23 protein-coding genes are annotated in these 22,129 nt (G+C 67.5%); 13 read left to right on the top strand and 10 right to left on the bottom strand.

The window, feature by feature from the left end; all coding sequences use genetic code 11:
* Window positions 1-12 precede the first annotated feature (12 nt).
* Window positions 13-138: a hypothetical protein gene (locus tag ASF87_RS18100; RefSeq protein WP_256381367.1), complete on the bottom strand. Its 126-nt coding sequence runs from the start codon at window positions 136-138 to the stop codon at window positions 13-15.
* Window positions 139-360: 222 nt separating this feature from the next.
* On the opposite strand from ASF87_RS18100, the gene ASF87_RS00625 reads away from it, so the two are divergent.
* Together ASF87_RS00625 and pth are read left to right on the top strand one after the other, a co-directional pair.
* Complete coding sequence (locus ASF87_RS00625; RefSeq protein WP_056373411.1) at window positions 361-969, top strand: 50S ribosomal protein L25/general stress protein Ctc; 609 nt, start codon at window positions 361-363, stop codon at window positions 967-969.
* Between the two features lie 119 nt (window positions 970-1,088).
* A complete protein-coding gene (pth, locus tag ASF87_RS00620; RefSeq protein WP_056376266.1) occupies window positions 1,089-1,670 on the top strand; it encodes an aminoacyl-tRNA hydrolase in 582 nt (193 codons plus the stop codon).
* Window positions 1,671-1,702: 32 nt separating this feature from the next.
* Here the strand turns inward: pth and ASF87_RS17940 are convergent, their stop codons facing one another.
* Both ASF87_RS17940 and trpS read right to left on the bottom strand, forming a co-directional pair.
* On the bottom strand, window positions 1,703-2,533 hold the full coding sequence (locus ASF87_RS17940; RefSeq protein WP_235558957.1) for a hypothetical protein: 831 nt from the start codon (window positions 2,531-2,533) through the stop codon (window positions 1,703-1,705).
* A 24-nt stretch (window positions 2,534-2,557) separates the two neighbouring features.
* Complete coding sequence (gene trpS / locus ASF87_RS00610) at window positions 2,558-3,562, bottom strand: tryptophan--tRNA ligase (protein WP_079113214.1); 1,005 nt, start codon at window positions 3,560-3,562, stop codon at window positions 2,558-2,560.
* 57 nt (window positions 3,563-3,619) lie between these two features.
* Here trpS and ASF87_RS00605 point away from each other — a divergent pair, with 57 nt between their 5' ends.
* Complete coding sequence (locus tag ASF87_RS00605) at window positions 3,620-3,952, top strand: hypothetical protein (RefSeq protein WP_056373410.1); 333 nt, start codon at window positions 3,620-3,622, stop codon at window positions 3,950-3,952.
* A 48-nt stretch (window positions 3,953-4,000) separates the two neighbouring features.
* On the opposite strand, the gene ASF87_RS00600 is transcribed toward ASF87_RS00605, so the two are convergent.
* From ASF87_RS00600 to sdhC, 6 genes are all read right to left on the bottom strand, one after another.
* On the bottom strand, window positions 4,001-4,843 hold the full coding sequence (locus ASF87_RS00600; RefSeq protein ID WP_197066003.1) for an exodeoxyribonuclease III: 843 nt from the start codon (window positions 4,841-4,843) through the stop codon (window positions 4,001-4,003).
* A gap of 10 nt (window positions 4,844-4,853) precedes the next feature.
* A complete protein-coding gene (locus ASF87_RS00595) occupies window positions 4,854-6,059 on the bottom strand; it encodes a YihY/virulence factor BrkB family protein (RefSeq protein ID WP_042540319.1) in 1,206 nt (401 codons plus the stop codon).
* Between the two features lie 76 nt (window positions 6,060-6,135).
* Window positions 6,136-6,903, bottom strand: a complete 768-nt coding sequence (locus ASF87_RS00590) for a succinate dehydrogenase iron-sulfur subunit (RefSeq protein WP_042540321.1) — start codon at window positions 6,901-6,903, stop codon at window positions 6,136-6,138.
* Between the two features lie 2 nt (window positions 6,904-6,905).
* Window positions 6,906-8,732 (bottom strand): succinate dehydrogenase flavoprotein subunit, encoded by a 1,827-nt coding sequence (gene sdhA, locus ASF87_RS00585; RefSeq protein WP_042540323.1) that lies wholly within the window; start codon window positions 8,730-8,732, stop codon window positions 6,906-6,908.
* A gap of 19 nt (window positions 8,733-8,751) precedes the next feature.
* On the bottom strand, window positions 8,752-9,195 hold the full coding sequence (locus tag ASF87_RS00580; protein WP_056373405.1) for a succinate dehydrogenase hydrophobic membrane anchor subunit: 444 nt from the start codon (window positions 9,193-9,195) through the stop codon (window positions 8,752-8,754).
* Window positions 9,195-9,629, bottom strand: coding sequence for a succinate dehydrogenase, cytochrome b556 subunit (sdhC, locus tag ASF87_RS00575; protein ID WP_072591539.1), 435 nt, complete (start codon window positions 9,627-9,629; stop codon window positions 9,195-9,197). The genes ASF87_RS00580 and sdhC overlap by 1 nt, the downstream gene beginning before the upstream one ends.
* A 179-nt stretch (window positions 9,630-9,808) precedes the next feature.
* Here sdhC and ASF87_RS00570 point away from each other — a divergent pair, with 179 nt between their 5' ends.
* The 10 genes from ASF87_RS00570 to ASF87_RS00525 all read left to right on the top strand — a co-directional run bounded on the left by ASF87_RS00570 (window position 9,809) and on the right by ASF87_RS00525 (window position 21,317).
* Window positions 9,809-10,924 carry a mannose-1-phosphate guanylyltransferase gene (locus ASF87_RS00570; RefSeq protein ID WP_056373404.1) on the top strand — a complete coding sequence of 372 codons (1,116 nt, stop codon included), beginning with the start codon at window positions 9,809-9,811 and terminating at the stop codon, window positions 10,922-10,924.
* Between the two features lie 147 nt (window positions 10,925-11,071).
* The gene (locus ASF87_RS00565; protein WP_056373402.1) at window positions 11,072-12,184 is read left to right on the top strand and encodes a BMP family lipoprotein; all 1,113 of its coding nucleotides are present in this window, start codon (window positions 11,072-11,074) and stop codon (window positions 12,182-12,184) included.
* A gap of 161 nt (window positions 12,185-12,345) precedes the next feature.
* Complete coding sequence (locus ASF87_RS00560; protein WP_042536468.1) at window positions 12,346-13,860, top strand: ABC transporter ATP-binding protein; 1,515 nt, start codon at window positions 12,346-12,348, stop codon at window positions 13,858-13,860.
* Window positions 13,857-15,176 (top strand): ABC transporter permease, encoded by a 1,320-nt coding sequence (locus ASF87_RS00555; RefSeq protein WP_042536469.1) that lies wholly within the window; start codon window positions 13,857-13,859, stop codon window positions 15,174-15,176. Before ASF87_RS00560 ends, ASF87_RS00555 begins: the two co-directional genes overlap by 4 nt.
* Window positions 15,173-16,459 carry an ABC transporter permease gene (locus ASF87_RS00550; RefSeq protein ID WP_042536470.1) on the top strand — a complete coding sequence of 429 codons (1,287 nt, stop codon included), beginning with the start codon at window positions 15,173-15,175 and terminating at the stop codon, window positions 16,457-16,459. Before ASF87_RS00555 ends, ASF87_RS00550 begins: the two co-directional genes overlap by 4 nt.
* A gap of 7 nt (window positions 16,460-16,466) precedes the next feature.
* Window positions 16,467-16,865, top strand: a complete 399-nt coding sequence (locus ASF87_RS00545; protein ID WP_042536471.1) for a cytidine deaminase — start codon at window positions 16,467-16,469, stop codon at window positions 16,863-16,865.
* Window positions 16,862-18,154 (top strand): thymidine phosphorylase, encoded by a 1,293-nt coding sequence (locus tag ASF87_RS00540; RefSeq protein ID WP_056373399.1) that lies wholly within the window; start codon window positions 16,862-16,864, stop codon window positions 18,152-18,154. The genes ASF87_RS00545 and ASF87_RS00540 overlap by 4 nt, the downstream gene beginning before the upstream one ends.
* A gap of 52 nt (window positions 18,155-18,206) precedes the next feature.
* Window positions 18,207-19,322: an adenosine deaminase gene (locus ASF87_RS00535; protein ID WP_056373397.1), complete on the top strand. Its 1,116-nt coding sequence runs from the start codon at window positions 18,207-18,209 to the stop codon at window positions 19,320-19,322.
* A gap of 3 nt (window positions 19,323-19,325) precedes the next feature.
* Window positions 19,326-20,429 carry a polysaccharide deacetylase family protein gene (locus ASF87_RS00530; protein ID WP_056373395.1) on the top strand — a complete coding sequence of 368 codons (1,104 nt, stop codon included), beginning with the start codon at window positions 19,326-19,328 and terminating at the stop codon, window positions 20,427-20,429.
* A gap of 30 nt (window positions 20,430-20,459) precedes the next feature.
* Window positions 20,460-21,317 carry a carbohydrate kinase family protein gene (locus ASF87_RS00525; RefSeq protein ID WP_056373393.1) on the top strand — a complete coding sequence of 286 codons (858 nt, stop codon included), beginning with the start codon at window positions 20,460-20,462 and terminating at the stop codon, window positions 21,315-21,317.
* A gap of 33 nt (window positions 21,318-21,350) precedes the next feature.
* Here the strand turns inward: ASF87_RS00525 and ASF87_RS00520 are convergent, their stop codons facing one another.
* Window positions 21,351-22,100, bottom strand: a complete 750-nt coding sequence (locus tag ASF87_RS00520) for an alpha/beta hydrolase (RefSeq protein ID WP_056373391.1) — start codon at window positions 22,098-22,100, stop codon at window positions 21,351-21,353.
* Window positions 22,101-22,129: the final 29 nt, after the last annotated feature.

The raw sequence follows: 22,129 nt of genomic DNA, 5'->3' as shown, positions 1-22,129 counted from the left end.
GACGCGAGGAGATCAGTCCTTGCGGTACCCCGAGCGCCCGAGCGAGAACAGAGCCGCGAAGGTGAAGCCTGCGGCGCACACGGTCATCGCGCCGATGAGCCAGGCGATCGCGTGGGAGAAGAAGACGCCGTCGAGCATGTGGGAACTCCATGTTCTGCAGAGAGGGGATCGGTGTTCTCAGCCTATCGGCTCATCCGGTACCATGAGAGGAGTACCTCGGCGAGGGATGCTTCTGCGCGTGCGCTGGCATCCGTTATCGACGCGGCGAAGCAAGCCGGTGGCTTTCCTCACGTGTCTGCGTTCGAGAACAATTCCAAGACCACCGCGTAGCTGTCGCTGCGTGCCCCGAAGGAGAACCCCATGTCTGAAGACACCAAGGTCAAGGCCGAGCTCCGCGAGAGCTTCGGCAAGGGCTTCGCCCGTCGTCTGCGCGCCGCAGGCAAGATCCCCGCCGTCATCTACGGTCACGGCACCGACCCCGTGCACGTCGCACTGCCCGGCCACCAGGTCTCGCTGATCATCCGCCGCGCGAACGCGCTGCTCGAGCTCGACATCGACGGCAAGGACCAGCTCGCCCTCGTCAAGGATGTCCAGCGCGACCCGGTGCACCAGATCATCGAGCACATCGACCTGCTGGTCGTTCGCAAGGGCGAGAAGGTCACGATCGACGTTCCCGTCATCGTCACCGGAGAGCCGGCTCCCGGCACGATCGTCAACCAGGACGCGAACACGATCTCGATCGAGGCCGAGGCCACGCACCTGCCGCAGAACGTCGAGGTCTCGGTCGAGGGTCTCGAAGAGGGCGCGCACATCACCGCCGCCGACGTCACGCTCCCCAAGGGCTCGACGCTGCTCACCGACCCCGAGGTGCTCGTCGTCGCGATCGCGATCCCGGCTGAGGAGTCGCTCGGTGAGGACGAGGCCGGAGCCGACGAGGCTGCCGCCGAAGAGGCTCCCGCCGCGGAGTGATCTCCGCAGGCGCAGCGCACAGCTGACTGCATCACAGAGGGGGCGCGAGCAGATCGCGCCCCCTCTGTCGTATCCTGACCCGGGCACCGCGAAGGGCCCGCATGCGAGAGGACGACCACATGGCATCCACCTGGCTCGTGGTGGGGCTCGGCAACCCCGGCACGCGATACGAGGCCACGCGCCATAACATCGGCCAGATGGTCGTCGACGAGCTCGCCTCGCGTCGTGGCGAGAGCTTTCGCGAGCACAAGGGCGGGGCACGTGTCGTCGAGACCTGGGTACGTCCGGGCGGTGACAAGCTCGTGCTCGCCAAGCCCAACACGTTCATGAACGTCTCCGGCACTCCGGTGGCGGCTCTCGCTCGCTTCTACTCGGTGCCGCCGGAGCAGGTCATCGTCGTCCACGACGAACTCGACATCCCCTTCGACACCGTCAAGCTCAAGATCGGCGGAGGCCACGGCGGACACAACGGGGTGCGCGACATCGCCCGCGCCCTCAGCACGCCGGAGTTCCCGCGGGTGCGCGTCGGCATCGGCCGCCCGGTGGGTCGACAGGACCCCGCCGATTGGGTGCTCTCTCCGTTCGGCAAAGACGAGCGCGCGAACCTGCCGATTCTCGTGTCAGACGGGGCGGACGCGGTCGAGCTGCTCGTCGAGGAAGGCCTGCTCTCCGCGCAGCAGAAGCACCACGCGCCACGCTGATCCGAACGAGGTGCGGTCGTCGCACCGCTTCGTTACGGCAGGAAGCCGGTCGCGGTGCCGGTCGACAGGGTGACCAGCAGGACGACCCAGAAGATGATCGGGCCGAGCACCGCGACGACGAGTGCAGTGATGCCCGCGCCGCGCGCCTGCTTCCTGCGAATCGCGATGATGCCGATGACGATGGCGGCGATGCCGAGGATCGTCCCTGTCCAGAACGAGATCTCCGCCCACAGCACCTGGTCACGCGCGGGCGAGAGGATCGACAGGAAGTCGGGATCGGTCGTGTCGAGACCGCCCGGGAGGCGACGACCGATATCGAAGCCGGCGACTCCGGCGACGATCGGCGTGACGACAGCGGCCACGATCGCCAGGATCAGCGCCAGGATGCCCATCAGCCCGGACTTCTTCTCCCCGGTGATCGGCGCCTGATACGCGCCTGCGGGCGCCGAGTAGCCACCGACCGGAACCTGGTAGGCGCCGGGAGGCGCCGCCTGGTAGGTCGGTGCGCCGGGCTGCTGACCCGCGGGATGCGGGTACACGGGGGCGCCCGTCGGTGCCGGGTATGCGGGTGCGGGCTGGCCGGCGGAGAACGGCTGGGTCGGGGCGGCGGGAGCGGGGAAGGCCTGTTCGCCGTGTGCGGCGGGAGCCGCGGGGGGTGCGCCCTGGTAGACGGGAGGCGCGCCCTCGTACGCGGGCGGAGCCGGAGGCGTCGAGTACGAAGGCGGGGCGGGCGGCGCCGGCGCCGAGATCTGCGGCGCCGGTGACGACACGGACGATGCGAACTGCGGCTGCTCCTCGTCCGACCGGGGCACGGGAGGCACAGGGGGGACGGCACCGGACGGGGGCTGCTGCGGATCAGTCACGCCCCCATCCTATGGCTGTCGAGGTCAGACGCGACGAAGCAGTCCGACCCGGTCGTAGACCGCTCCGAGGGTCGCGTCGGCGACGGCATCCGCGCGCGCAGCGTTCTGCGCGAGGATCCGATCGAGCTCGGCCGGGTCGTCGAGAAGCTCGAGCGCACGAGCACGCACGGGTTCGAACTCGTTCACGACCACTTCGGCGAGCCCCTTCTTGAAGTCGCCGTAGCCGCGGCCCGCATACTCGTCTTCGATCGAGGGAACCTGTCGTCCTGAGAGCGCCGCGTAGATGGTCAGCAGGTTCGAGACGCCGGGCTTGCTCTCGCGATCGAAGCGGACCGAGCCTTCGTTGTCGGTCACCGCGCGCATGATCTTCTTCGCCGACTTCGCCGGGTCGTCGAGCATCCACAGCACGCCTGCGTCGCTCTCTGCCGACTTCGACATCTTCGACGTCGGGTTCTGGAGGTCGTAGATGCGCGCCGTGTCCTTCTGGATCACGGGTCGCGGCACGACGAACGTCTCTCCGAACCGCGAATTGAAGCGCTCGGCCAGGTCACGCGTGAGCTCGACGTGCTGCTTCTGGTCATCGCCGACAGGCACGACGTCGGTCTGGTAGAGCAGGATGTCGGCGGCCATCAGCACGGGGTAGGTGAACAGGCCGACGCTCGTCGCGTCGGCGCCGTAGCGCGCTGACTTGTCTTTGAACTGGGTCATGCGGCCTGCTTCACCGAACCCTGTGATCGTCGAGAGGATCCAAGCGAGCTCCGCGTGCGCGCGGACGTGCGACTGCACATACAGCGTCGACAGCGAGGGCTCGATGCCTGCGGCGATGTACTGGGCGGCGGTCCGGCGGGTCTTCTCACGCAGCTCGGCAGGGTCCTGAGCGACTGTGAGCGCGTGCAGGTCGACCACGGAGAAGTACGCGTCGTACGAGCTCTGCAGGTCCCGCCACTGCAGGAGCGCTCCGATGTAGTTGCCGATCTGCAGAGAGTCGGCGGAGGGCTGCATTCCTGAGTAGAGGCGAGGTTTCGTCACGGTATCAATCCTATGGGGGTGGTGGTGGTCCGCGAGCCGGCGGGGGAGACTCGCTCCATGACGACTGCTCCGGATGCTGCCGGCGCCGATAGGGAACGCAGCGATGGGGTCTCTCGCATCATCGGAGTCGTGCTCACGGTGCTGTTCGGCGCACCGTTCGTCCTGCTCGCGTGGGTGGCGCTGAGCAGCCGGTTCGGATGGACGAGCGGCGACCCGCATGGCTATGGGATCATCTTCGGCACGTTCCTCGCGCTCATCGCCGGCATCCTCGTCGCGATCGCGGTGCCGCTCGTGTTCCCTCGCGCACTCCGGGGCACGGCCTACCTGTGGAGCATGCTCGGATACCTCGCGGTCGCGGCCGCACTGGTCGTCGCTCTCGTCACTGCCTGATCGCACCCGGACCGAGACCCGGACAGCAGGCAGTCGGTGCGCGAGAGGTCAGTAGCTGTAGTCGACCACGACCGGAGCGTGGTCGCTCCAGCGCTGGTCGTACGCGGCCGCGCGGGCGACGTGATAGGCCGTGACCCGCTCGGCGAGCGCGGGAGTCGCGAGGTGGTAGTCGATGCGCCACCCCGAATCGTTGTCGAATGCCTGACCGCGCATCGACCACCACGTGTACGGCCCGTCGACCTCACCGTGGAACACGCGCCCGACGTCGACCCAGCCGAGACCGGTGCCTGTCGAGCCGTCTGCGGACTCGACCGTCTCGCCCGCCGCTCCGAGGAATCGGTCGAAGTACGCGCGCTCGCGGGGGAGGAAACCGGCCTTCTTGCGGTTGCCCCGCCAGTTCTTGATGTCGAGTTCGCGATGGCCGACGTTCAGGTCACCGGTCACGAGAGCGAGCGCGCCGTCATCATCGCCGAGATCCGCGAGACGCACACCGAACGCATCGAGGAACTTCCACTTCTCCTCCTGCTTCGGAGTGTCGGCTTCGCCGCTGTGCACGTAGGCGCTGACCACCGTGAGCGGGCGGTCTCCGATGAGGAAATCAGCTTCGATCCATCGCCCCTTCGAATCGAAGTCGTCGTCGCCGAACTCGGTGCGGGAGGCGATGGCCGGCACGCGGCTCGCGATCGCCACGCCGGCGCGTCCCTTGGCCGTGGCCTCGTCGTGCACGAACGTCCATCCGGGAAGCGCGGCCTCGAGGTGCTCGTCCTGCCCGCGGACCTCCTGCAGCGTCAGAATGTCGACGTCGGCCGCATCGAGCCAGCTGCTCATACCGTTGCGAGCCGCCGCTCGGATTCCGTTGACATTGACCGAGGCGATACGCAGATGAGGCATGCTCACCAGCCTAACGAGGACCGCCGACATCCTTGGACGGACGCTGCAGATCGGCCAGCAGACGCTGGGCGAAGGCGGAGCTCGCATCGACGGGCGGGGGAGCGGAGGCCTCAAGATCGGCGAGCTCCTGCTCCGTCGCATGCACGGCCCTGGCGGCGGCCCAGGCGCGGTACCACGGAGCCGTCTCGCGAGCCTCGTGCGCCTCGCGCACGCGGATGCGGGCTGCTGCCACCAGGGTCTGGTGTTCAGCCGCCCGCCGCTCCGCGTCGGACTGAGCCAGCAGCGGCAGATCACGATCCTTCGCCGCGACGGCGATCCACGAGGAGGCGACCAGCATCACCACGCCGTTCACCCTGAACCACAGCAGCAGACCGATGAAGATCGCGAACGTGGCGAGCAGCGGATTCGTTGGCGTGTAGCTCAGCAGGAATCCCGCGCCGAACTGGAGGATCGTCATCGCCCCGCCGCCGAGGAGCGCGCCCGGCCAGATCGTGCTCCAGTGCAGGGATGTGCCGGTCAGGAAGCGCACCATCGCCGCGAGTGCGCCCGACAGCAGCGCGAAGGACACGAGCACTGTGCCGATCCGGATGCTGGTGAGGCCGTCGAGGGCGGATCCCCATCCCAGCAGGCTCAGGATCCAGCTCATCGCGACCGCGCTGGCGGAGCTGAGCAGTGAACCGGCGATCAGCGACGCTCCGAAGATCAGCGCGGCGAGCAGATCCCTCGCCTTCAGGATGACGTAGCTGCGGCGGTCGGGCGGCAGGCCGAAGATGTCGCGTGTCGCGCGTCGCGAGAACGTCACCCAGCCGATGGCCGTCCAGATCACGGTTCCGAGCGCGATCAGACCGGTGATGCTGAGCAGCCCGGTCGTGCTCGCAGCGATCTCCTGCACCTGCTGGGGGGTGAACACCCCGCCCTCGTCCTGGATCAGGTTGGGGATGTAGCTGTTGATGATGTCGATCATGCCGTCGACCGCTTCGGTGCTGCCTCCGAGCCAGAGACCGGCGATGGCGAAGGCGAGATAGATCGCCGCGAAGATCGCGAACAGCGCCTGGTAACTCACGCCCGCTGCGAGGAGGAACCCGTTGTGCTGCAGGAAATGTCGCCACACGCGCACGGGGAACAGCCCGAGCGTGCGCTGGGTCAGTGCGGTGGCCCGTTCGACGGCCGCGTCGAGGCGGCGGGGCTCGCTCTCGGCGCCAGCGGGATCAGACACATCCTCACCCTATCCACACAAAGAGAACGGGCGGGCTCCGTGAAGGAGCCCGCCCGTCGTCGTCAGCGCGCGAGAGTCAGGGACGACCGCGAAGCACTGCCTGCTTGACCTCGGCGATGGCCTTGGTGACCTCGATGCCGCGGGGGCAGGCCTCGGAGCAGTTGAAGGTCGTGCGGCAGCGCCAGACGCCTTCCTTGTCGTTGAGGATGTCGAGACGGACCGCAGCGTTGTCATCGCGGGAGTCGAAGATGAAGCGGTGCGCGTTCACGATCGCCGCGGGTCCGAAGTACTGACCGTCGGTCCAGAAGACGGGGCACGACGAGGTGCACGCGGCGCAGAGGATGCACTTGGTCGTGTCGTCGAAGATCTCGCGATCCGCGATCGACTGGACCCGCTCCTTGCCCTTCTCCGGCACCGAGTTCGCGACGAGGAACGGCTGCACCTCGCGGTACGACGCGAAGAACGGCTCCATGTCGACGACGAGGTCCTTCTCGAGCGGCAGGCCCTTGATCGCCTCGACGTAGATCGGCTTCGAGATGTCGAGGTCCTTGATCAGCGTCTTGCACGCCAGGCGGTTGCGGCCGTTGATGCGCATCGCGTCAGAGCCGCAGATGCCGTGGGCGCACGAGCGGCGGAACGTGAGCGAGCCGTCGACCTCCCACTTGATCTTGTGCAGGGCGTCGAGGACGCGGTCGGTCGAGTACAGCTCCACGTCGTAGTCGACCCAGTGCGGCTCGGAGTCGATCTCGGGGTCGAATCGACGGATGTTGAACGTGACGATGAACGACTGGATGCCCGTGTCCTGCGTCGTGTCTGCGGGAGCTTCGGCGATGGCGTTCGACATGCTCAGTACTTCCTCTCCATCGGCGGGTAGTTCAACTCGCCCTGCTCGTTCTTCGTGAACACGACCGGCTTCCAGTCGAGCTTGATGTGATCGCTCGGAGTGGAGGAGTGCGGATCGCCCGTGAGATAGGCCATCGTGTGCTGCATGTACTTCTCGTCGTTGCGGGTGGGGAAGTCGTCGCGCATGTGGCCGCCCCGGCTCTCCTCACGGTTCTGCGCGGCATAGACGACGACCTCGGCGATGTCGAGCAGGAAGCCCAGCTCGACGGCCTCGAGCAGGTCGGTGTTGAACCGCTTGCCCTTGTCGTCGACGTGCACGTTCATGTAGCGGTCGCGCAGTTCCTTGATGACGCCGAGCACGTGCTCGAGCGACTCGTGCGTGCGGAAGACCTGCGCGCCCTTGTCCATCTCGTCCTGCAGCGCCTTGCGGAGCACGGCGATGCGCTCGGTGCCCTGGTTGTTGCGCAGGCCCTCGAGCATCCCGGAGACGAACCCGGCGGGGTTCTCCGGAAGCGGCACGAATTCGGCGGTCTTGACGTACTCCACCGCATTGCGGCCTGCGCGCTTGCCGAACACGTTGATGTCGAGCAGCGAGTTGGTGCCGAGACGGTTGGCGCCGTGCACCGAGACGCAGGCGCACTCGCCCGCGGCGTAGAGACCCGGGACGACGGTGGTGTTGTCGGCGAGAACCTCTGCGTCGTTGTTCGTGGGGATGCCGCCCATCGCGTAGTGGGCCGTCGGCATCACCGGCACGGGCTCGACGACCGGGTCGACACCCAGGTACGTGCGGGCGAACTCGGTGATGTCGGGCAGCTTGGTCTCGAGAACCTCGGCACCCAGGTGAGTGCAGTCCAGCAGCACGTAGTCCTTGTGAGGACCGGCGCCGCGGCCTTCGGCCACCTCCTGCACCATGCAGCGGGCGACGATGTCGCGAGGGGCGAGGTCCTTGATCGTCGGGGCGTAGCGCTCCATGAAGCGCTCGCCCGAGGCGTTGCGCAGAATGGCTCCCTCGCCGCGGGCGCCCTCGGTGAGGAGGATGCCGAGTCCGGCGAGTCCGGTCGGGTGGAACTGGAAGAACTCGAGGTCCTCGAGGGGGAGGCCCTTTCGCCAGACGATGCCGACACCGTCGCCGGTGAGGGTGTGCGCGTTCGAGGTCGTCTTGAAGATCTTGCCGAAGCCGCCGGTCGCGAAGATCACGGCCTTGGCCTGGAACACGTGCAGCTCACCGGTCGAGAGGTCGTATGCGACGACGCCCGAGATCTGGGTCTTGCCGTCGGCGTCCTTCACCGTGAGCAGGTCGAGGACGTAGAACTCGTTGAAGAAGTTGATGCCGAGCTTGACGCAGTTCTGGAACAGCGTCTGCAGGATCATGTGACCGGTGCGGTCGGCGGCGTAGCATGCGCGGCGCACCGGCGTCTTGCCGTGCTCGGCGGTGTGGCCGCCGAATCGACGCTGGTCGATCTTGCCCTCGGGCGTGCGGTTGAAGGGGAGACCCATGTTCTCGAGGTCGATGACCGCGTCGATGGCCTCTTTGGCGAGGATCTCCGCAGCATCCTGGTCGACCAGGTAGTCGCCGCCCTTGACGGTGTCGAAGGTGTGCCACTCCCAGCTGTCCTCCTCGACATTCGCGAGCGCAGCCGCCATGCCGCCCTGTGCCGCACCGGTGTGCGAACGCGTCGGGTAGAGCTTGGAGATGACCGCGGTCTTCGCGCCGGAGCCTGCCTCGATGGCCGCTCGCATGCCGGCGCCGCCGGCGCCCACGATCACGATGTCGAACTGGTGGTAGTGCACGCCGTCGCGCACGACGGAATCCTGGGTCTCGGTAGTCACTTCTCGTATGCCTTCTCTTCTACTTGCCCAGCGTCTGGCACTGTTCCCACAGTGTGCTCGACTCGGTCACGCCGAGGCACGGGTCGAACGTGAAGACGACCAGGGTGCCGAGGATGATGAGCAGGGCTGCGGCCAGGCCGAGGGCCCAGATCAGCGCCTTGCGAGCGGTGTTGTTCGTCACGTAGTCGTTGACGATCGTGCGCATGCCGTTGGCGCCGTGGATCAGCGCGAGCCAGAGCATGAGGACGTCCCACCACTGCCAGAACGGCGTGGCGAACTTTCCGGCGATGAACGCGAAGTCCAGGGCGTGGATGCCCTCGCCGACCATCAGGTTGATGAACAGGTGTCCGAAGATGAGCACGACGAGCACGACGCCGGAGGCGCGCATGAAGAGCCAGCCCCACTTCTCGAGGTTGAATCCGCGCTGACGGCGGACAGGGGCTGCGACGGTCTGAGCGGTCATCAGTGTCCTCCTCCGAAGCCGGCGAACGCGAGCATCAGGTGACGAGGCACGAAGCCCGCCATGATGATGCCCCACACCAGAAGCACGCCCCAGAACAGCTGGCGCTGGTACTTGGCGCCCTTCGACCAGAAGTCGACGGCGATGATGCGGAGGCCGTTCATCGCGTGGAACACGATGCCTGCCACCAGCACGACCTCGCCGAGCGCCATGATCGGATTCTTGTACGTGCCGATGACGGCGTTGTACGCCTCGGGGGAGACCCTGATGAGTGCAGTGTCGAGCACATGCACCAACAGGAAGAAGAAGATGGCGACTCCGGTGATGCGGTGAAGCACCCACGACCACATGCCTTCGCGACCCCGGTAGAGGGTGCCGCGTGGCGTCTTGGAAGTGGTTTCCGAAATCGACGGTGTCAAGCGAGCGCTTGTGGACACGGTCGTCCTCCCTGGATCGAAGTGACTCGGTCGCGTGCAGTGCGTGTTCCAAGCGTGAGCCTGCTGTCATCAGGCACGGCCGATCGGACACCATCCTATTCCCGTGAGACGACTGCGGGCGACGAAGGGGAGCCTAAGTGTCTCGATGTCGAGACTTTCCGTGGCGATACCCTGGCAGGGTGAGCCAACCCATCGAGAACTTCTACGCCGTGATCCCTGCCGGCGGAATCGGCAGCCGACTCTGGCCCCTCTCCCGCGCGGACGCGCCGAAGTTCCTGCACGATCTGACGGGTTCCGGGCACTCTCTGCTGCGCGACACGTGGGACAGGCTGGAGCCGTTGGCCGGGGCCGACCGGATCGCCGTGGTCACAGGTCGGGCCCACCGCGCGGCGGTGGAGTCGGAGTTGCCCGGAATACCGGATCTGAATGTGTTCCTGGAGTCGGAGCCGCGCGAGTCCGCGGCGGCGATCGGGTTGGCGGCCGCGATCCTGCATCGGAGAGACCCGGATGTGATCATCGGCTCGTTCAGCGCCGACCACGTCATCCGCAGCACGCGTGTGTTCGAGTTCGCCGTCCGCGACGCCGTCGAGGTCGCGCGCGAGGGATACATCTGCACGATCGGCATCTCTCCGACCGAGCCCGCGATCGGCTTCGGCTACATCAAGAGGGGCGCGGAGCTCCTCGTCGAAGGGGCGCGCGAGGCCGCCCTGGTCGAGAGCTTCGTCGAGAAGCCCGACCTCGACACGGCCAAGGCCTACTTCGCCGACCGCGGCTACCTCTGGAACGCCGGAATGTTCATCGCCAAGGCGAGCGTGCTGCTCGATGAGCTCGCCGCGAACGAGCCGGCCCTGCACGCCGGGCTGCTCGAGCTCGCCGAGGCATGGGACGACCGTGAGCGCCGCGGCCCCGCCGTGGATCGGATCTGGCCCGGGCTGAAGAAGATCGCGATCGACTACGCGGTGGCTGAGCCGGCTGCGCGACGCGGACGCCTCGCGGTCGTGCCCGGGCATTTCGACTGGGACGACGTGGGGGACTTCGCCTCCCTCACCAAGCTCATCAACAACGGTCGGAAGAACGACCTCGCCGTGCTCGGGCCGAAAGCCCGGGTGCTGTCGGATGCTGCCAGCGGGATCCTAGTCAGTCAGACCTCTCGCGTGATCAGCCTGATCGGCGTGAAGGACATCGTGGTGGTCGACACGCCAGACGCTCTGCTCGTCACGACGATAGAACATGCGCAGCGGGTGAAGGGTGTCGTCGAGTCCCTGAAGCTGACGGGGCGGAGCGACGTGCTCTGATGAGCACGCACCGTCGCTCATCGGCTGTCTTGGTTTCAGGTTTGTAACCATTCGCCAGTGCTTCGCCCTCGTGCATGCACAAAAGTCGAAACACTGGGTAACTTTGAGCGATCCGCGAGGGCCGCGGCACCGTTCAGGAGGCATGAGTTGACCATCTCCACCACCAAGAAGCTGCTCGGCGCGACCATCGCCGCTGGCGTCGTCTTCGCACTTGCCGGCTGCGGCCAGGCTCCCACCGAATCGGGCGGCACCGGCGGCGGCGAGGCTGACTCCGACTTCATCCCCTGCCTCGTCTCGGACGCGGGCGGCTGGAACGACAAGTCGTTCAACCAGTCCGCCAAGGAGGGCATGGACCGCGCAGCGGAGACTCTCGGCGTCAAGCCGATCGAGTTCGAGTCCGCCAACGACAACGACTACGCGCCCAACCTCGAGACCGCTGTCTCGGAGGGCTGCTCGCTCATCGTCGCAGTCGGCTTCAAGCTCTCCGCCGCGACCGTCGAGTCCGCTCTCGCCAACCCCGAGATCGACTACGCGATCATCGACGACTATGCCGACAACGACTTCGACGGCACCACCGATGCTCCCAACATCAAGCCCCTCGTCTTCGACACGGCTCAGGCCGCCTACCTCGGTGGCTACGCCGCCGCCGGCTGGTCTGCTGCATCGGGCGTGAACAAGGTCGGCACCTTCGGCGGAATGCAGATCCCGTCGGTCGCCGTGTTCATGGACGGCTTCCAGCTCGGAGTCGAGAAGTACAACGAGGACAAGTCGGGCGCCGTCGAGGTCTTCGGCTGGGACGCCGCCACGCAGAAGGGCTCCTTCACCGGCGGCTTCGACGCGAACGACACCGCCAAGCAGACCGCCCAGGGCGTGCTCGACCAGGGCGTCGACGTGATCCTCCCGGTCGGTGGACCGATCTACCAGAGCGCTGCGGCGGCCATCGCCGACAGCGGCAAGGACACGCTGCTGGTCGGCGTCGACAGCGACCTCGCGGTGGCCGATGAGAGCGTGGCCGATGTCACCCTCTTCTCGATCATGAAGGCCATCGACGTCGCCGTCGAGGACGCGACCGTCGCCGCATCCGAGGGCGACTTCGACCCGGCTCCCTACATCGGCACGCTCGAGAACGAGGGCGTCAAGCTCTCGGGCTTCGGTGCCTTCGAGGGCGACCTGCCCGACGGGCTGCTCGATGAGATCTCGGCTCTGCAGGAGCAGATCATCTCGGGTGACATCACGGTGGAGTCGGAGAACTCCCCGTAAGCAGTTCACATCCATGGCGGGGCGAGTGGTGCAAGCGGCCACTCGCCCCGCGCCGTGGACGGACGATGACGACTGTTCGCGGCGCATCCGGGCGATCCCCGTGCGATGCGCCGGAGATTCTTCGGACTCTTCTGGATGACACTTCTGGATAAGGTGCAGATATGAAGCTCGAACTTCGCGGTATCACCAAGCGGTTCGGAACCCTGGTGGCCAACGACCACATCGACCTGGTCGTCGAGCCGGGGCAGATCCATGCGCTGCTCGGCGAGAACGGTGCAGGCAAGTCCACTCTGATGAACGTCCTCTACGGGCTGTATCAGGCCGACGAGGGCGAGATCCTCCTGGACGACGTCGTCCAGCGGTTCCGCGGCCCCGGCGACGCGATGAACGCCGGCATCGGAATGGTGCATCAGCACTTCATGCTCGTCCCCGTGTTCACTGTGGCGGAGAACGTCATGCTCGGCCACGAGCAGACCAAGGGCCTGGGCACCCTCGACATCACGAAGGCGCGTGAGCACGTCCGCTCCGTCGCCGCCCGCTTCGGATTCGACATCGACCCTGATGCCATCGTCGGCGACCTCCCCGTCGGCGTGCAGCAGCGGGTCGAGATCATCAAGGCGCTCTCGCGCGATGCCAAGGTCCTGGTCTTCGACGAGCCCACCGCTGTGCTCACGCCGCAGGAGACCGACGAGCTGATGGGCATCATGCGTCAGCTGCGGGACGAAGGCACGGCGATCGTCTTCATCACCCACAAGCTGCGTGAGGTGCGCGAGGTCGCGGACACGATCACGATCGTCCGCCTCGGCCGCATCGTCGGCGAGGCATCGCCCACGGCGACCAACGCCGAGCTGGCCTCTCTGATGGTCGGACGTGCGGTCGAGCTCACCGTGCACAAGGACCCGCCGCGCCTCGGCGAGGGCGGCCTCGAGGTCAAGGGACTGCGCGTGCTCACCTCCGCGGGGGCGATCGTCGTCGACGGCATCGACTTCTCCGTGCGCCCTGGCGAAGTGCTCGCCGTGGCCGGAGTGCAGGGCAACGGGCAGACCGAGCTGGTCGAGGCCATCGTCGGCCTCGCGGCCAGGGTCGAGGGATCGATCACCCTCGGAGGCACCGAACTGGTCGGCAAGAGCGTGCGAGCGATCCTCGACGCGGGTGTCGGCTTCGTGCCCGAGGACCGCACCGAGGATGGACTCGTCGCAGGCTTCTCGGTCGCGGAGAACCTGATCCTCGACCGCACGGGCGACGAGGAGTTCAGCCGGGGCGGGACCATCCGGCGATCTGCGCTCGAGGACTTCGCCCGCGCACGGATCAGCGAGTACGACATCCGCACGCAGGGCCCGCACACCGCGGCAGGCACCCTCTCAGGAGGAAACCAGCAGAAGGTCGTGATCGCCCGCGAGATGAGCCGCGAGCTCAAACTGCTCGTCGCCGCGCAGCCGACCCGTGGCGTCGACGTCGGCTCCATCGAGTTCATCCACAAGCGGATCATCGAGACGAGAGACGCGGGGATCCCCGTCGTGGTCGTCTCGACCGAGCTCGACGAGGTGGCGGCTCTCGCCGACCGCATCGCCGTCATGTACAGAGGCACGATCGTCGGGATCGTTCCCGGCGACACCCCGCGCGAGACGCTGGGACTGATGATGGCGGGCGCCGCCGAGGGAGAGGTGGCCGCATGAGCGGTACGACGCCACACGGGAGCGACTCGGTGGGACGGGGTTCCGCCGATCAGCTCTCGGTGAACACGACCACGACGCCGCGCGATACGGGCGAGGTTCCGCCGCCCCCGCGCGGCAACGTGATCCTGAAGGAGATGCTCCGCGGCAGCGCCGTCACGACGATCCTCGCGATCTTCCTGGCGCTGGTCGTCGGCGGCATCCTGATCGCCTTCACCAACGAGGACGTGCTGGAGGCATCCGGCTACTTCTTCCAGCGTCCGAGCGACACCTTCGCCGCGATCTGGAACGCGGTCTACAACGGCTACGAGGCGCTCTTCCGCGGAGCGATCTTCAACGCACGCGGTGCGGATTTCGCCGCGCAGATCCGCCCGTTGACCAACACGCTGGGCTTCGCGGCGCCCCTGATCGCCGCCGGTCTCGGCGTCGCCCTCGCCTTCCGCGTCGGCCTGTTCAACATCGGTGCGCGCGGTCAGATGCTCATCGGCGTGGCGGCCGCTGGTCTCCTCACCTTCCAGCTCGACCTGCCGTTCTGGCTGCACATCCCGGTCACCCTGATCGCCGGCATCGCCGGCGGAGCACTGTGGGGCGCGATCGCCGGTCTGCTCAAGGCGCGCACGGGCGCCCACGAGGTCATCCTCACGATCATGCTCAACTACGTGGCGTACTACCTGCTGCTGTGGATGATCCGCACACCCGGTCTGCTGCAGAAGCCCGGCACGAACCAGGCCCTCGGCTACGCCACCCCTGAGAGCGCGCAGTTCCCCGAGCTCCTCGGGCCGCAGTTCCCGCTGCTCGACCTCGGGTTCGTGATCGTGATCATCGCGACCCTCTTCGTCTGGTGGCTGATCGAGCGCTCGTCGCTCGGAATGCGGATGCGCGCCGTGGGTGAGAACCCGCACGCCGCGCGCGCGGCCGGAATCAGCGTGCAGCGCGTCTACGTCTACGCGATGCTCCTGGCCGGTGCTCTCGCCGGTCTGGCCGGCATGAACCAGGTGCAGGGTGCGGTCACGACCGGTATCACCGAGACGATCGACGCCGGGATCGGCTTCGACGCGATCACCGTTGCCCTGCTCGGCCGCAGCCGTGCATGGGGCACCTTCGCAGCAGGTATCCTGTTCGGTGCCCTGAAGGCGGGCTCGTTCTCGATGCAGGCGCAGGACATCCCGGTCGACATCGTGCTCGTCGTGCAGTCGCTCGTCGTGCTGTTCATCGCCGCGCCGCCTCTGCTGCGCGCAGTGTTCTTCCTGCCGAAGTCCGACCTCGAGAAGGCGGCCAAGGCGAGAGCCAAAGCCACGAAGAAGGCGGTGACCGCATGACCTCCCTCGTCCAGAGCGAAGCCGCCGACGGAACCGTGCAGCTCGCCACCGTGCGCGAGCGGCACCTGAAAGCGCCGATCGTCCTCGCCGCAGCCACCGTGCTGCTGGCGCTCCTCTTCCTGCTCGTGCCACGCAGCGGCACCAGCAGCTTCCGACTCAACGACCCGTCGTCGCCGTTCGCGCTGCCCGACGTGGCGCTGCCGACCGGGCCGACCAGCTGGGTCGTCATCGTGATCCTCGCGCTGCTGTCGGTGCTCGCGTTCCTGCGGGCGTGGACGTACCGCAAGCCCTCGATCTGGCTGGTGATCGCCTTCAGCGTGATCGCCGTCTTCGGGTTCCTCGTGTGGGCGGGCGCCGGTGGCCTCGTTCCCGTCAGCAGCCTGCTCTTCGGAGCCGTCTCCCTCTCCGTTCCCCTCGTGTTCGGCGCCCTCGGCGGCGTCATCGGCGAGCGGGCGGGCGTGGTCAACGTCGCGATCGAAGGCCAGCTGCTCCTCGGCGCGTTCTCGGCCGCGCTGCTCTCGAGCGTCACCGGCAGTCCGTTCATCGGACTGCTGGGTGCGATGCTCGGCGGCGTGCTCGTCGCCGCCGTGCTGGCCGCGTTCGCGATCAAGTACCTCGTCGAGCAGGTCATCGTCGGTGTCGTGCTCAACGTGCTCGTCAGCGGTCTCACCGGGTTCCTCTACGGTGCGCTGCTCGCACCGAACGAGGCCGAGCTCAACACCCCGGTGCGCTTCAGCCGCATCGAGATCCCGCTGCTCAGCGACATCCCCATCATCGGTCCGGTGCTCTTCAACCAGACGTTCATCGTCTATCTCATGTTCATCACCGTCGCCATCGTCGCCTGGGGCCTGTACCGCACGAAGTGGGGGCTCCGGGTCCGCGCCGTCGGCGAGCACCCGCAGGCCGCGGACACGGTCGGCATCAAGGTCAACTCGACACGGTTCTGGAACGTGCTGCTCGCGGGCGCGATCGCCGGCATCGGCGGCGCGTACTTCACGCTCGTCTCGGTGCCGCAGTTCGGCAAGGACATGACGGCCGGTCTCGGCTTCATCGCCCTCGCCGCCGTGATCTTCGGACGCTGGGATCCGATCCGCGCGACGCTCGCCGCCCTGCTGTTCGGCTTCGCGACGAACCTGCAGAACCTGCTGTCGATCCTCAAGACACCGATCCCCGGCGAGTTCATGCTGATGCTCCCGTATGTCGTGACGCTTCTCGCGGTCGCCGGTTTCGCCGGTCAGATCCGCGGGCCGGCGGCCAGCGGCAAGCCGTACATAAAGTCCTAGGAGAGACATGACCGACATCGACTGGGACGAGCTTCGCCAGGTCGCGACAGACGCCATGACGAAGGCCTATGCGCCGTATTCGCGGTACCGCGTGGGAGCCGCCGCCCTCGTCGGCGACGGTCGCATCGTCGCCGGCTGCAACGTCGAGAACGCGTCGTACGGGGTGACCCTGTGCGCTGAATGTGCACTGGTGGGTGACCTGCACATGTCCGGTGGCGGCCAGCTCGTCGCCTTCGTATGCGTGAACAACGACGGACAGACGATCATGCCGTGCGGCCGCTGCCGCCAACTGCTCTACGAGCACGCGATGCCCGGGATGCTGCTGGAGACCGTCTCCGGCATCCGGACCATCGATGAAGTACTGCCGGATGCGTTCGGCCCCCGAGACCTGGAGGACGCCCGATGAGCGTTGAACCCTTCGACGCCGTCGATGTGATCCGTGCCAAGCGTGACGGAGGTGCCGTGCCCGAGAAGGCGCTGCGCTGGATGGTCGACGCCTATACGCGCGGCTACGTGTCGGACGCGCAGATGGCCTCGTTCGCGATGGCGGTCTTCCAGCGCGGCATGGAGCGCGACGAGATCCGGGTGCTCACCGAAGCCATGATCGCCTCGGGGGAGCGGATGAGCTTCGCGACCCTCGGCAAGAAGACCGTCGACAAGCACTCGACCGGAGGGGTGGGCGACAAGATCACCCTGCCGCTCGCACCGCTGGTCGCCGTGTTCGGCGTGGCGGTGCCGCAGCTCTCCGGCCGTGGACTCGGCCACACCGGCGGCACGCTCGACAAGCTCGAGTCGATTCCCGGCTGGCGTGCCGCGCTCAGCAACGAAGAGATCTTCGCGCAGATGCAGGGCGATGTGGGAGCGGTGATCTGCGCCGCAGGGTCAGGTCTCGCGCCTGCAGACAAGAAGCTCTACGCACTGCGCGATGTCACCGGCACGGTCGAGGCGATCCCGCTGATCGCGTCGAGCATCATGTCGAAGAAGATCGCCGAAGGCACGGATGCGCTCGTGCTGGACGTGAAGTTCGGCTCGGGGGCGTTCATGCAGGACATCGATCGGGCACGCGAACTCGCGCGCACGATGGTCGCCCTCGGAACCGACTCCGGTGTCGCCACGACCGCACTGCTCACCGACATGAACGTGCCCCTCGGGCGAGCGATCGGCAACGCCAACGAGGTCCGCGAGTCCGTCGAGGTGCTGGCAGGCGGAGGCCCCTCCGACGTCCGCGAACTGACGATCGCCCTGGCGCGCGAGATGCTCGCGCTCGCAGGACAGCCGGATGCCGATGTCGAGGCCGCTCTCGACGACGGACGTGCGATGGACGGCTGGAAGGCCATGATCCGCGCGCAGGACGGCGACCCCGACGCACCGCTGCCGACGGCACGTGAGACGCACGTGGTCACCGCTCCCGCCGACGGCGTGGTGTCTCAGATGGACGCGCTGCCGTTCGGCATCGCGGCGTGGCGTCTCGGTGCAGGACGCGCGCGGGCCGAGGACCCGGTCATCTTCGAAGCCGGCATCGATCTGCACGCCAAGCCCGGCGACCGCGTCGTGGCCGGCCAGCCGCTGTTCACCCTCTCCGCTGCTGATGAGGCCAGGTTCCCCCGCGCGCTCGAGGCGCTCGAGGGCGCATGGGCGATCGGTGACGAGGCTCCGGCTGCGGGTCCGATCGTGCGCGAGCGCATCTCGGCTTGATCCGCCGACCGCTAGCCTGAACACAGCGAATCCGCGACCGAGAGGAATCCCCATGTCGATCGACGCGAACGGCGATGTCACCATCCAGGGAGCGTCTCTGCGCAGCCTGCCCAAGGTGTCGCTGCACGACCACCTCGACGGCGCAGTGCGCCCGTCGACCATCATCGAACTGGCGGATGCGATCGGCGTCGGTGTGCCGGAGTCGAAACCGGCCGCTCTCGGCAAGTGGATCGCGAAGAAGAGCGACTCAGGTTCTCTGGTCGAGTACCTCAAGACGTTCGATCTGACGACCGCCGTCATGCAGACGACGGAGGGGCTGACCCGCGTCGCGCGCGAGTTCGTGCAGGACCTCGCACACGACGGAGTGATCTACGGCGAGGTTCGCTGGGCGCCCGAACAGCACCTCACCCGCGGTCTCTCGCTCGAGCAGGCCGTCGAGGCCGTGCAGCAGGGCATCGAGGAGGGCGAGGACGCCGCTGACCGCGACGGCCACAGCATCCGCGTCGGCCAGCTGATCACAGCGATGCGTCACACCGACCGCTCTCGCGAGATCGCAGAGCTCGCGGTCGGGTTCCGCGGACGCGGGGCCGTCGGATTCGACATCGCCGGCCCGGAGGACGGATTTCCCGCCTCGAACCATCGAGCCGCCTTCGACTACCTGGCCGAGAACTTCTTCCCCGTCACGGTGCACGCGGGAGAAGCCGCCGGTTCGGCCTCGATCCGTTCGGCGCTCATCGACGGGCGAGCTCTGCGCCTCGGCCACGGCGTGCGCATCGCCGAGGACCTGCAGGTGATCACCCAGGAGGGCGACGAGGTGCAGGTGCAGTTCGGCGATCTCGCCCGCTGGGTGCGCGACCGCGAGATCCCGCTCGAGCTCTCGCCGTCGTCCAATCTTCAGACCGGGGCGATCGCTGCGTGGGGCGACACCCTCGCCGATCATCCCTTCGACCTGCTCTACCAGCTCGGGTTCGCCGTCACGGTGAACGTCGACAACCGCACGATGAGCGCCACGTCTCTCACGCGCGAGCTCGCCAATCTCGTCGAGACGTTCGAGTACGACCTCGACGATCTCGAGACCTTCCAGTTCAACGCCGCGGCCGCGGCCTTCCTGCCCGTCGAGGAGCGCGAAGAGCTCGTGGAGATGATCGCCGACGGATTCGACATCTAGATCATGGCTTCCGGGGGGAAGCGACGCCGCGTCGGCGTCGCAGTGATCATCAGCGCCGTCGTCGTGCTCGCCGCAGGGGCTGCCGCGGCATACGCGTGGTCGACGCGTGCGCCGGAGGAGAGCGTTCCGCGCGCCGGCGCCGCGGCCATCGATCGTCCGCTGACACCCGCTCAGCAGCTGCTCGCCGATGCCGACGATCCGCTGGCGTGCGCGGTGAGCTTCTTCGGCGAGGGGGCCCCGGCCGAGCCCATGCTGCAGAGGCAGGACGCCCTCTACGCGGCGCTTCCGATCCCCGTGCAGGATGGGCGGGTGTTCGCGGGGTGGTACACCACCGAGGCGGATGCCGCCGCATACACCGTCGCCGCGCGGGTGAACGGCGCCGACCCTGTCGCCTGCGTCGATCAGCAGACCGAACTGTTCGCCGGGTGGACGACCCCCGAGGCGAACACCGCTGCCGATGTGCAGGTGCCGATCCTGATGTACCACCAGTTCACGACGAATCCGGACGGCGAGACGGGGTGGTTGCGCGGCAACTACGCGTACATCGGCGACTTCGACGCGCAGATGACTCACATCGCGACGACCGGGTTCTATCTTCCGACCTGGGACGAGCTCAGCGCGTTCATCGACGGGCGCCTCTCGCTGCCCGCCCGCTCGGTGATCATCACCGACGACGACGCCGACCAGACCTGGTTCGATCTGGCCGTTCCGGTGATCGAGCGGAACAGGCTCCTGTCGACGTCGTTCATGATCACGGCCTACCGGCAGGATCCGCCGCCGTCGATCTACGTGCTGCGCCGTTCGCACACCCACGACATGCATCAGGCCGGCGAGAACGGCAAGGGCCGGATGACGAACTGGACGGCCGACGAGATCGCGGCCGACCTGAATCTCTCAGGGGATGTGCTCGGGGTACGCGAGGTGATCGCGTATCCGTTCGGGCACTACAACGACACCGCGAAGCAGGGTGTCGCACAGGCCGGCTTCGAGATGGCCCGCACCATCGAACCCGGGTACGTCGAGATCGGGACCGACAAGCTCGCGCTGCCGGTCGTGCGCATCGACTACGGGATGGGCCTGGACTCGCTGATCAAGCGGATCGGCTGATCGAGCCGCCGCACGGGGCAGGATGGACCCATGACCGCATCCGTCTTCATCGCGGGCCCCGTCTCGTGGAACTCGATCGTCGTGCTCGATCGTCTGCCGGAGCCCGTGCCCCACATGCAGTTCGCCGAGGACTCGTGGGAGACGACAGGCGGCACGAGCGCAGGCAAGGCGCTCAGCCTCACCGCGCTCGGACGCCCCACGCTGCTGTACGCGGTGAGTGCGGCGGACGAGCCGGGTCAGCGCGTGCGGGGTGCTCTCGATCGGGCAGGTGTGCGCACCCTGTGGGGTGAGGGAGACGTCACGGAGCGCCATCTGAACCTCATGACCCGTCGCGGCGAGCGCGTGTCGCTCTATCTCGCGTCGCCCTCGGTGACCGGCGGTGCCGATGACGCTGCTCTGGTCTCTGCGATGCGAGAGGCCGATGCGATCGTGCTCGACCTCGCGGCGGAGCCCCTGAGGCTGCTTCCCGCGGCCAGAGCCACCGGGCGCCCGATCTGGGTCGACGTGCACGACTACGACGGCGAGGCCGACTTCCACACACCGTTTCTCGATGCGGCGGACGTCGTGTTCTGCAACGCCGACCGCCTCGCCGATCCGGTGGCGTTTCTCCGTTCGCGCATCTCGGCGGGAGCGTCGCTCGCAGTGTGCACGCTCGGCGCGGAGGGCGCTGTGGCGATCGATGCAGACGGCGTCGAGCACCGCGTCGCGGCCGTGCCCGTCGACGTCGTCGACACGAACGGCGCCGGCGACGCCTTCCTCGCCGGTGTGCTCGACGCCCGGCTCTCCGGCGCCGACGTGCCGTCGGCTCTCCGCGCGGGCGCGCGGACGGCGTCGGGGGTGCTCGGCACCAGGCACCTGCATCCGCTGCTCGATCCCGTGATCGTCTGACACCGGGGGCCTCGGACGCGGGCGGAGAGCAGATCAGCCCTGGGAGAGCTCAGCCATGAAGGGGTTCAGGAGATCGGCGATCTCGGCATGCATCTCGTCGTCCGCGATGGTCGGCGTCCCGTCGCCGGCCTGAGGGCCGTAGTCGCCGAATGACGCGTGGGATGCGCCCTCGATCTCGACCATCTCGGCGTCGGCGGGGAGCAGGTCGCGGGCCGCGTCGATCTTCTCGGGCGTCGAGAGCCCGTCTTCGCTGCCCGAGATGCTCAGCACTGCGAGGTCGGTGTCGGAGACATCGTTCGAGCAGTACGACCCGAACAGCACGAGCGCATCGGCGTCTGCGGCGAGCTGACACGCGCGCACGCCGCCCAGCGAGTGACCTCCGACCGCCCACTCGTCGATGTCGGGAGCCGCCGACGTGAAGGAATCCAGGCCGCGCAGGTCGAAGAACGCGAGGTTCAGCCACGGGCGGGTGATCACGACCGTCACGCCCTCCTCGGCGAGGCTCTGCAGGATCGCGGCGTACGCCCACGGGTCCACCTTCGCCCCGGGGATGAACACCAGACCCGTCTCGGACTCGCCGTCGGCGGGGGTGAGGACGATTCCCTGCTCGGCGTCTTCGACGTGGATCGCCGGGTTCTCCCGGACGCTCGCCAGCGGTGCCTTCTCGGCGGGCATCACCCCGATCTGGCTCCAGGCGACGATGCCGCCGATTCCGAGCACGAGGACGGCGACGAGTCCCCAGACGATCACCTTCAGGACACGACGGCCACGCTTCTTCTGCACGGATCAAGGCTAGAGCCTGCGCATGTGAA

This window comes from Microbacterium sp. Leaf161, assembly GCF_001423645.1.
GTDB lineage: Bacteria > Actinomycetota > Actinomycetes > Actinomycetales > Microbacteriaceae > Microbacterium > Microbacterium forte.
This window is presented reverse-complemented; position numbering and strand designations above follow the sequence as displayed.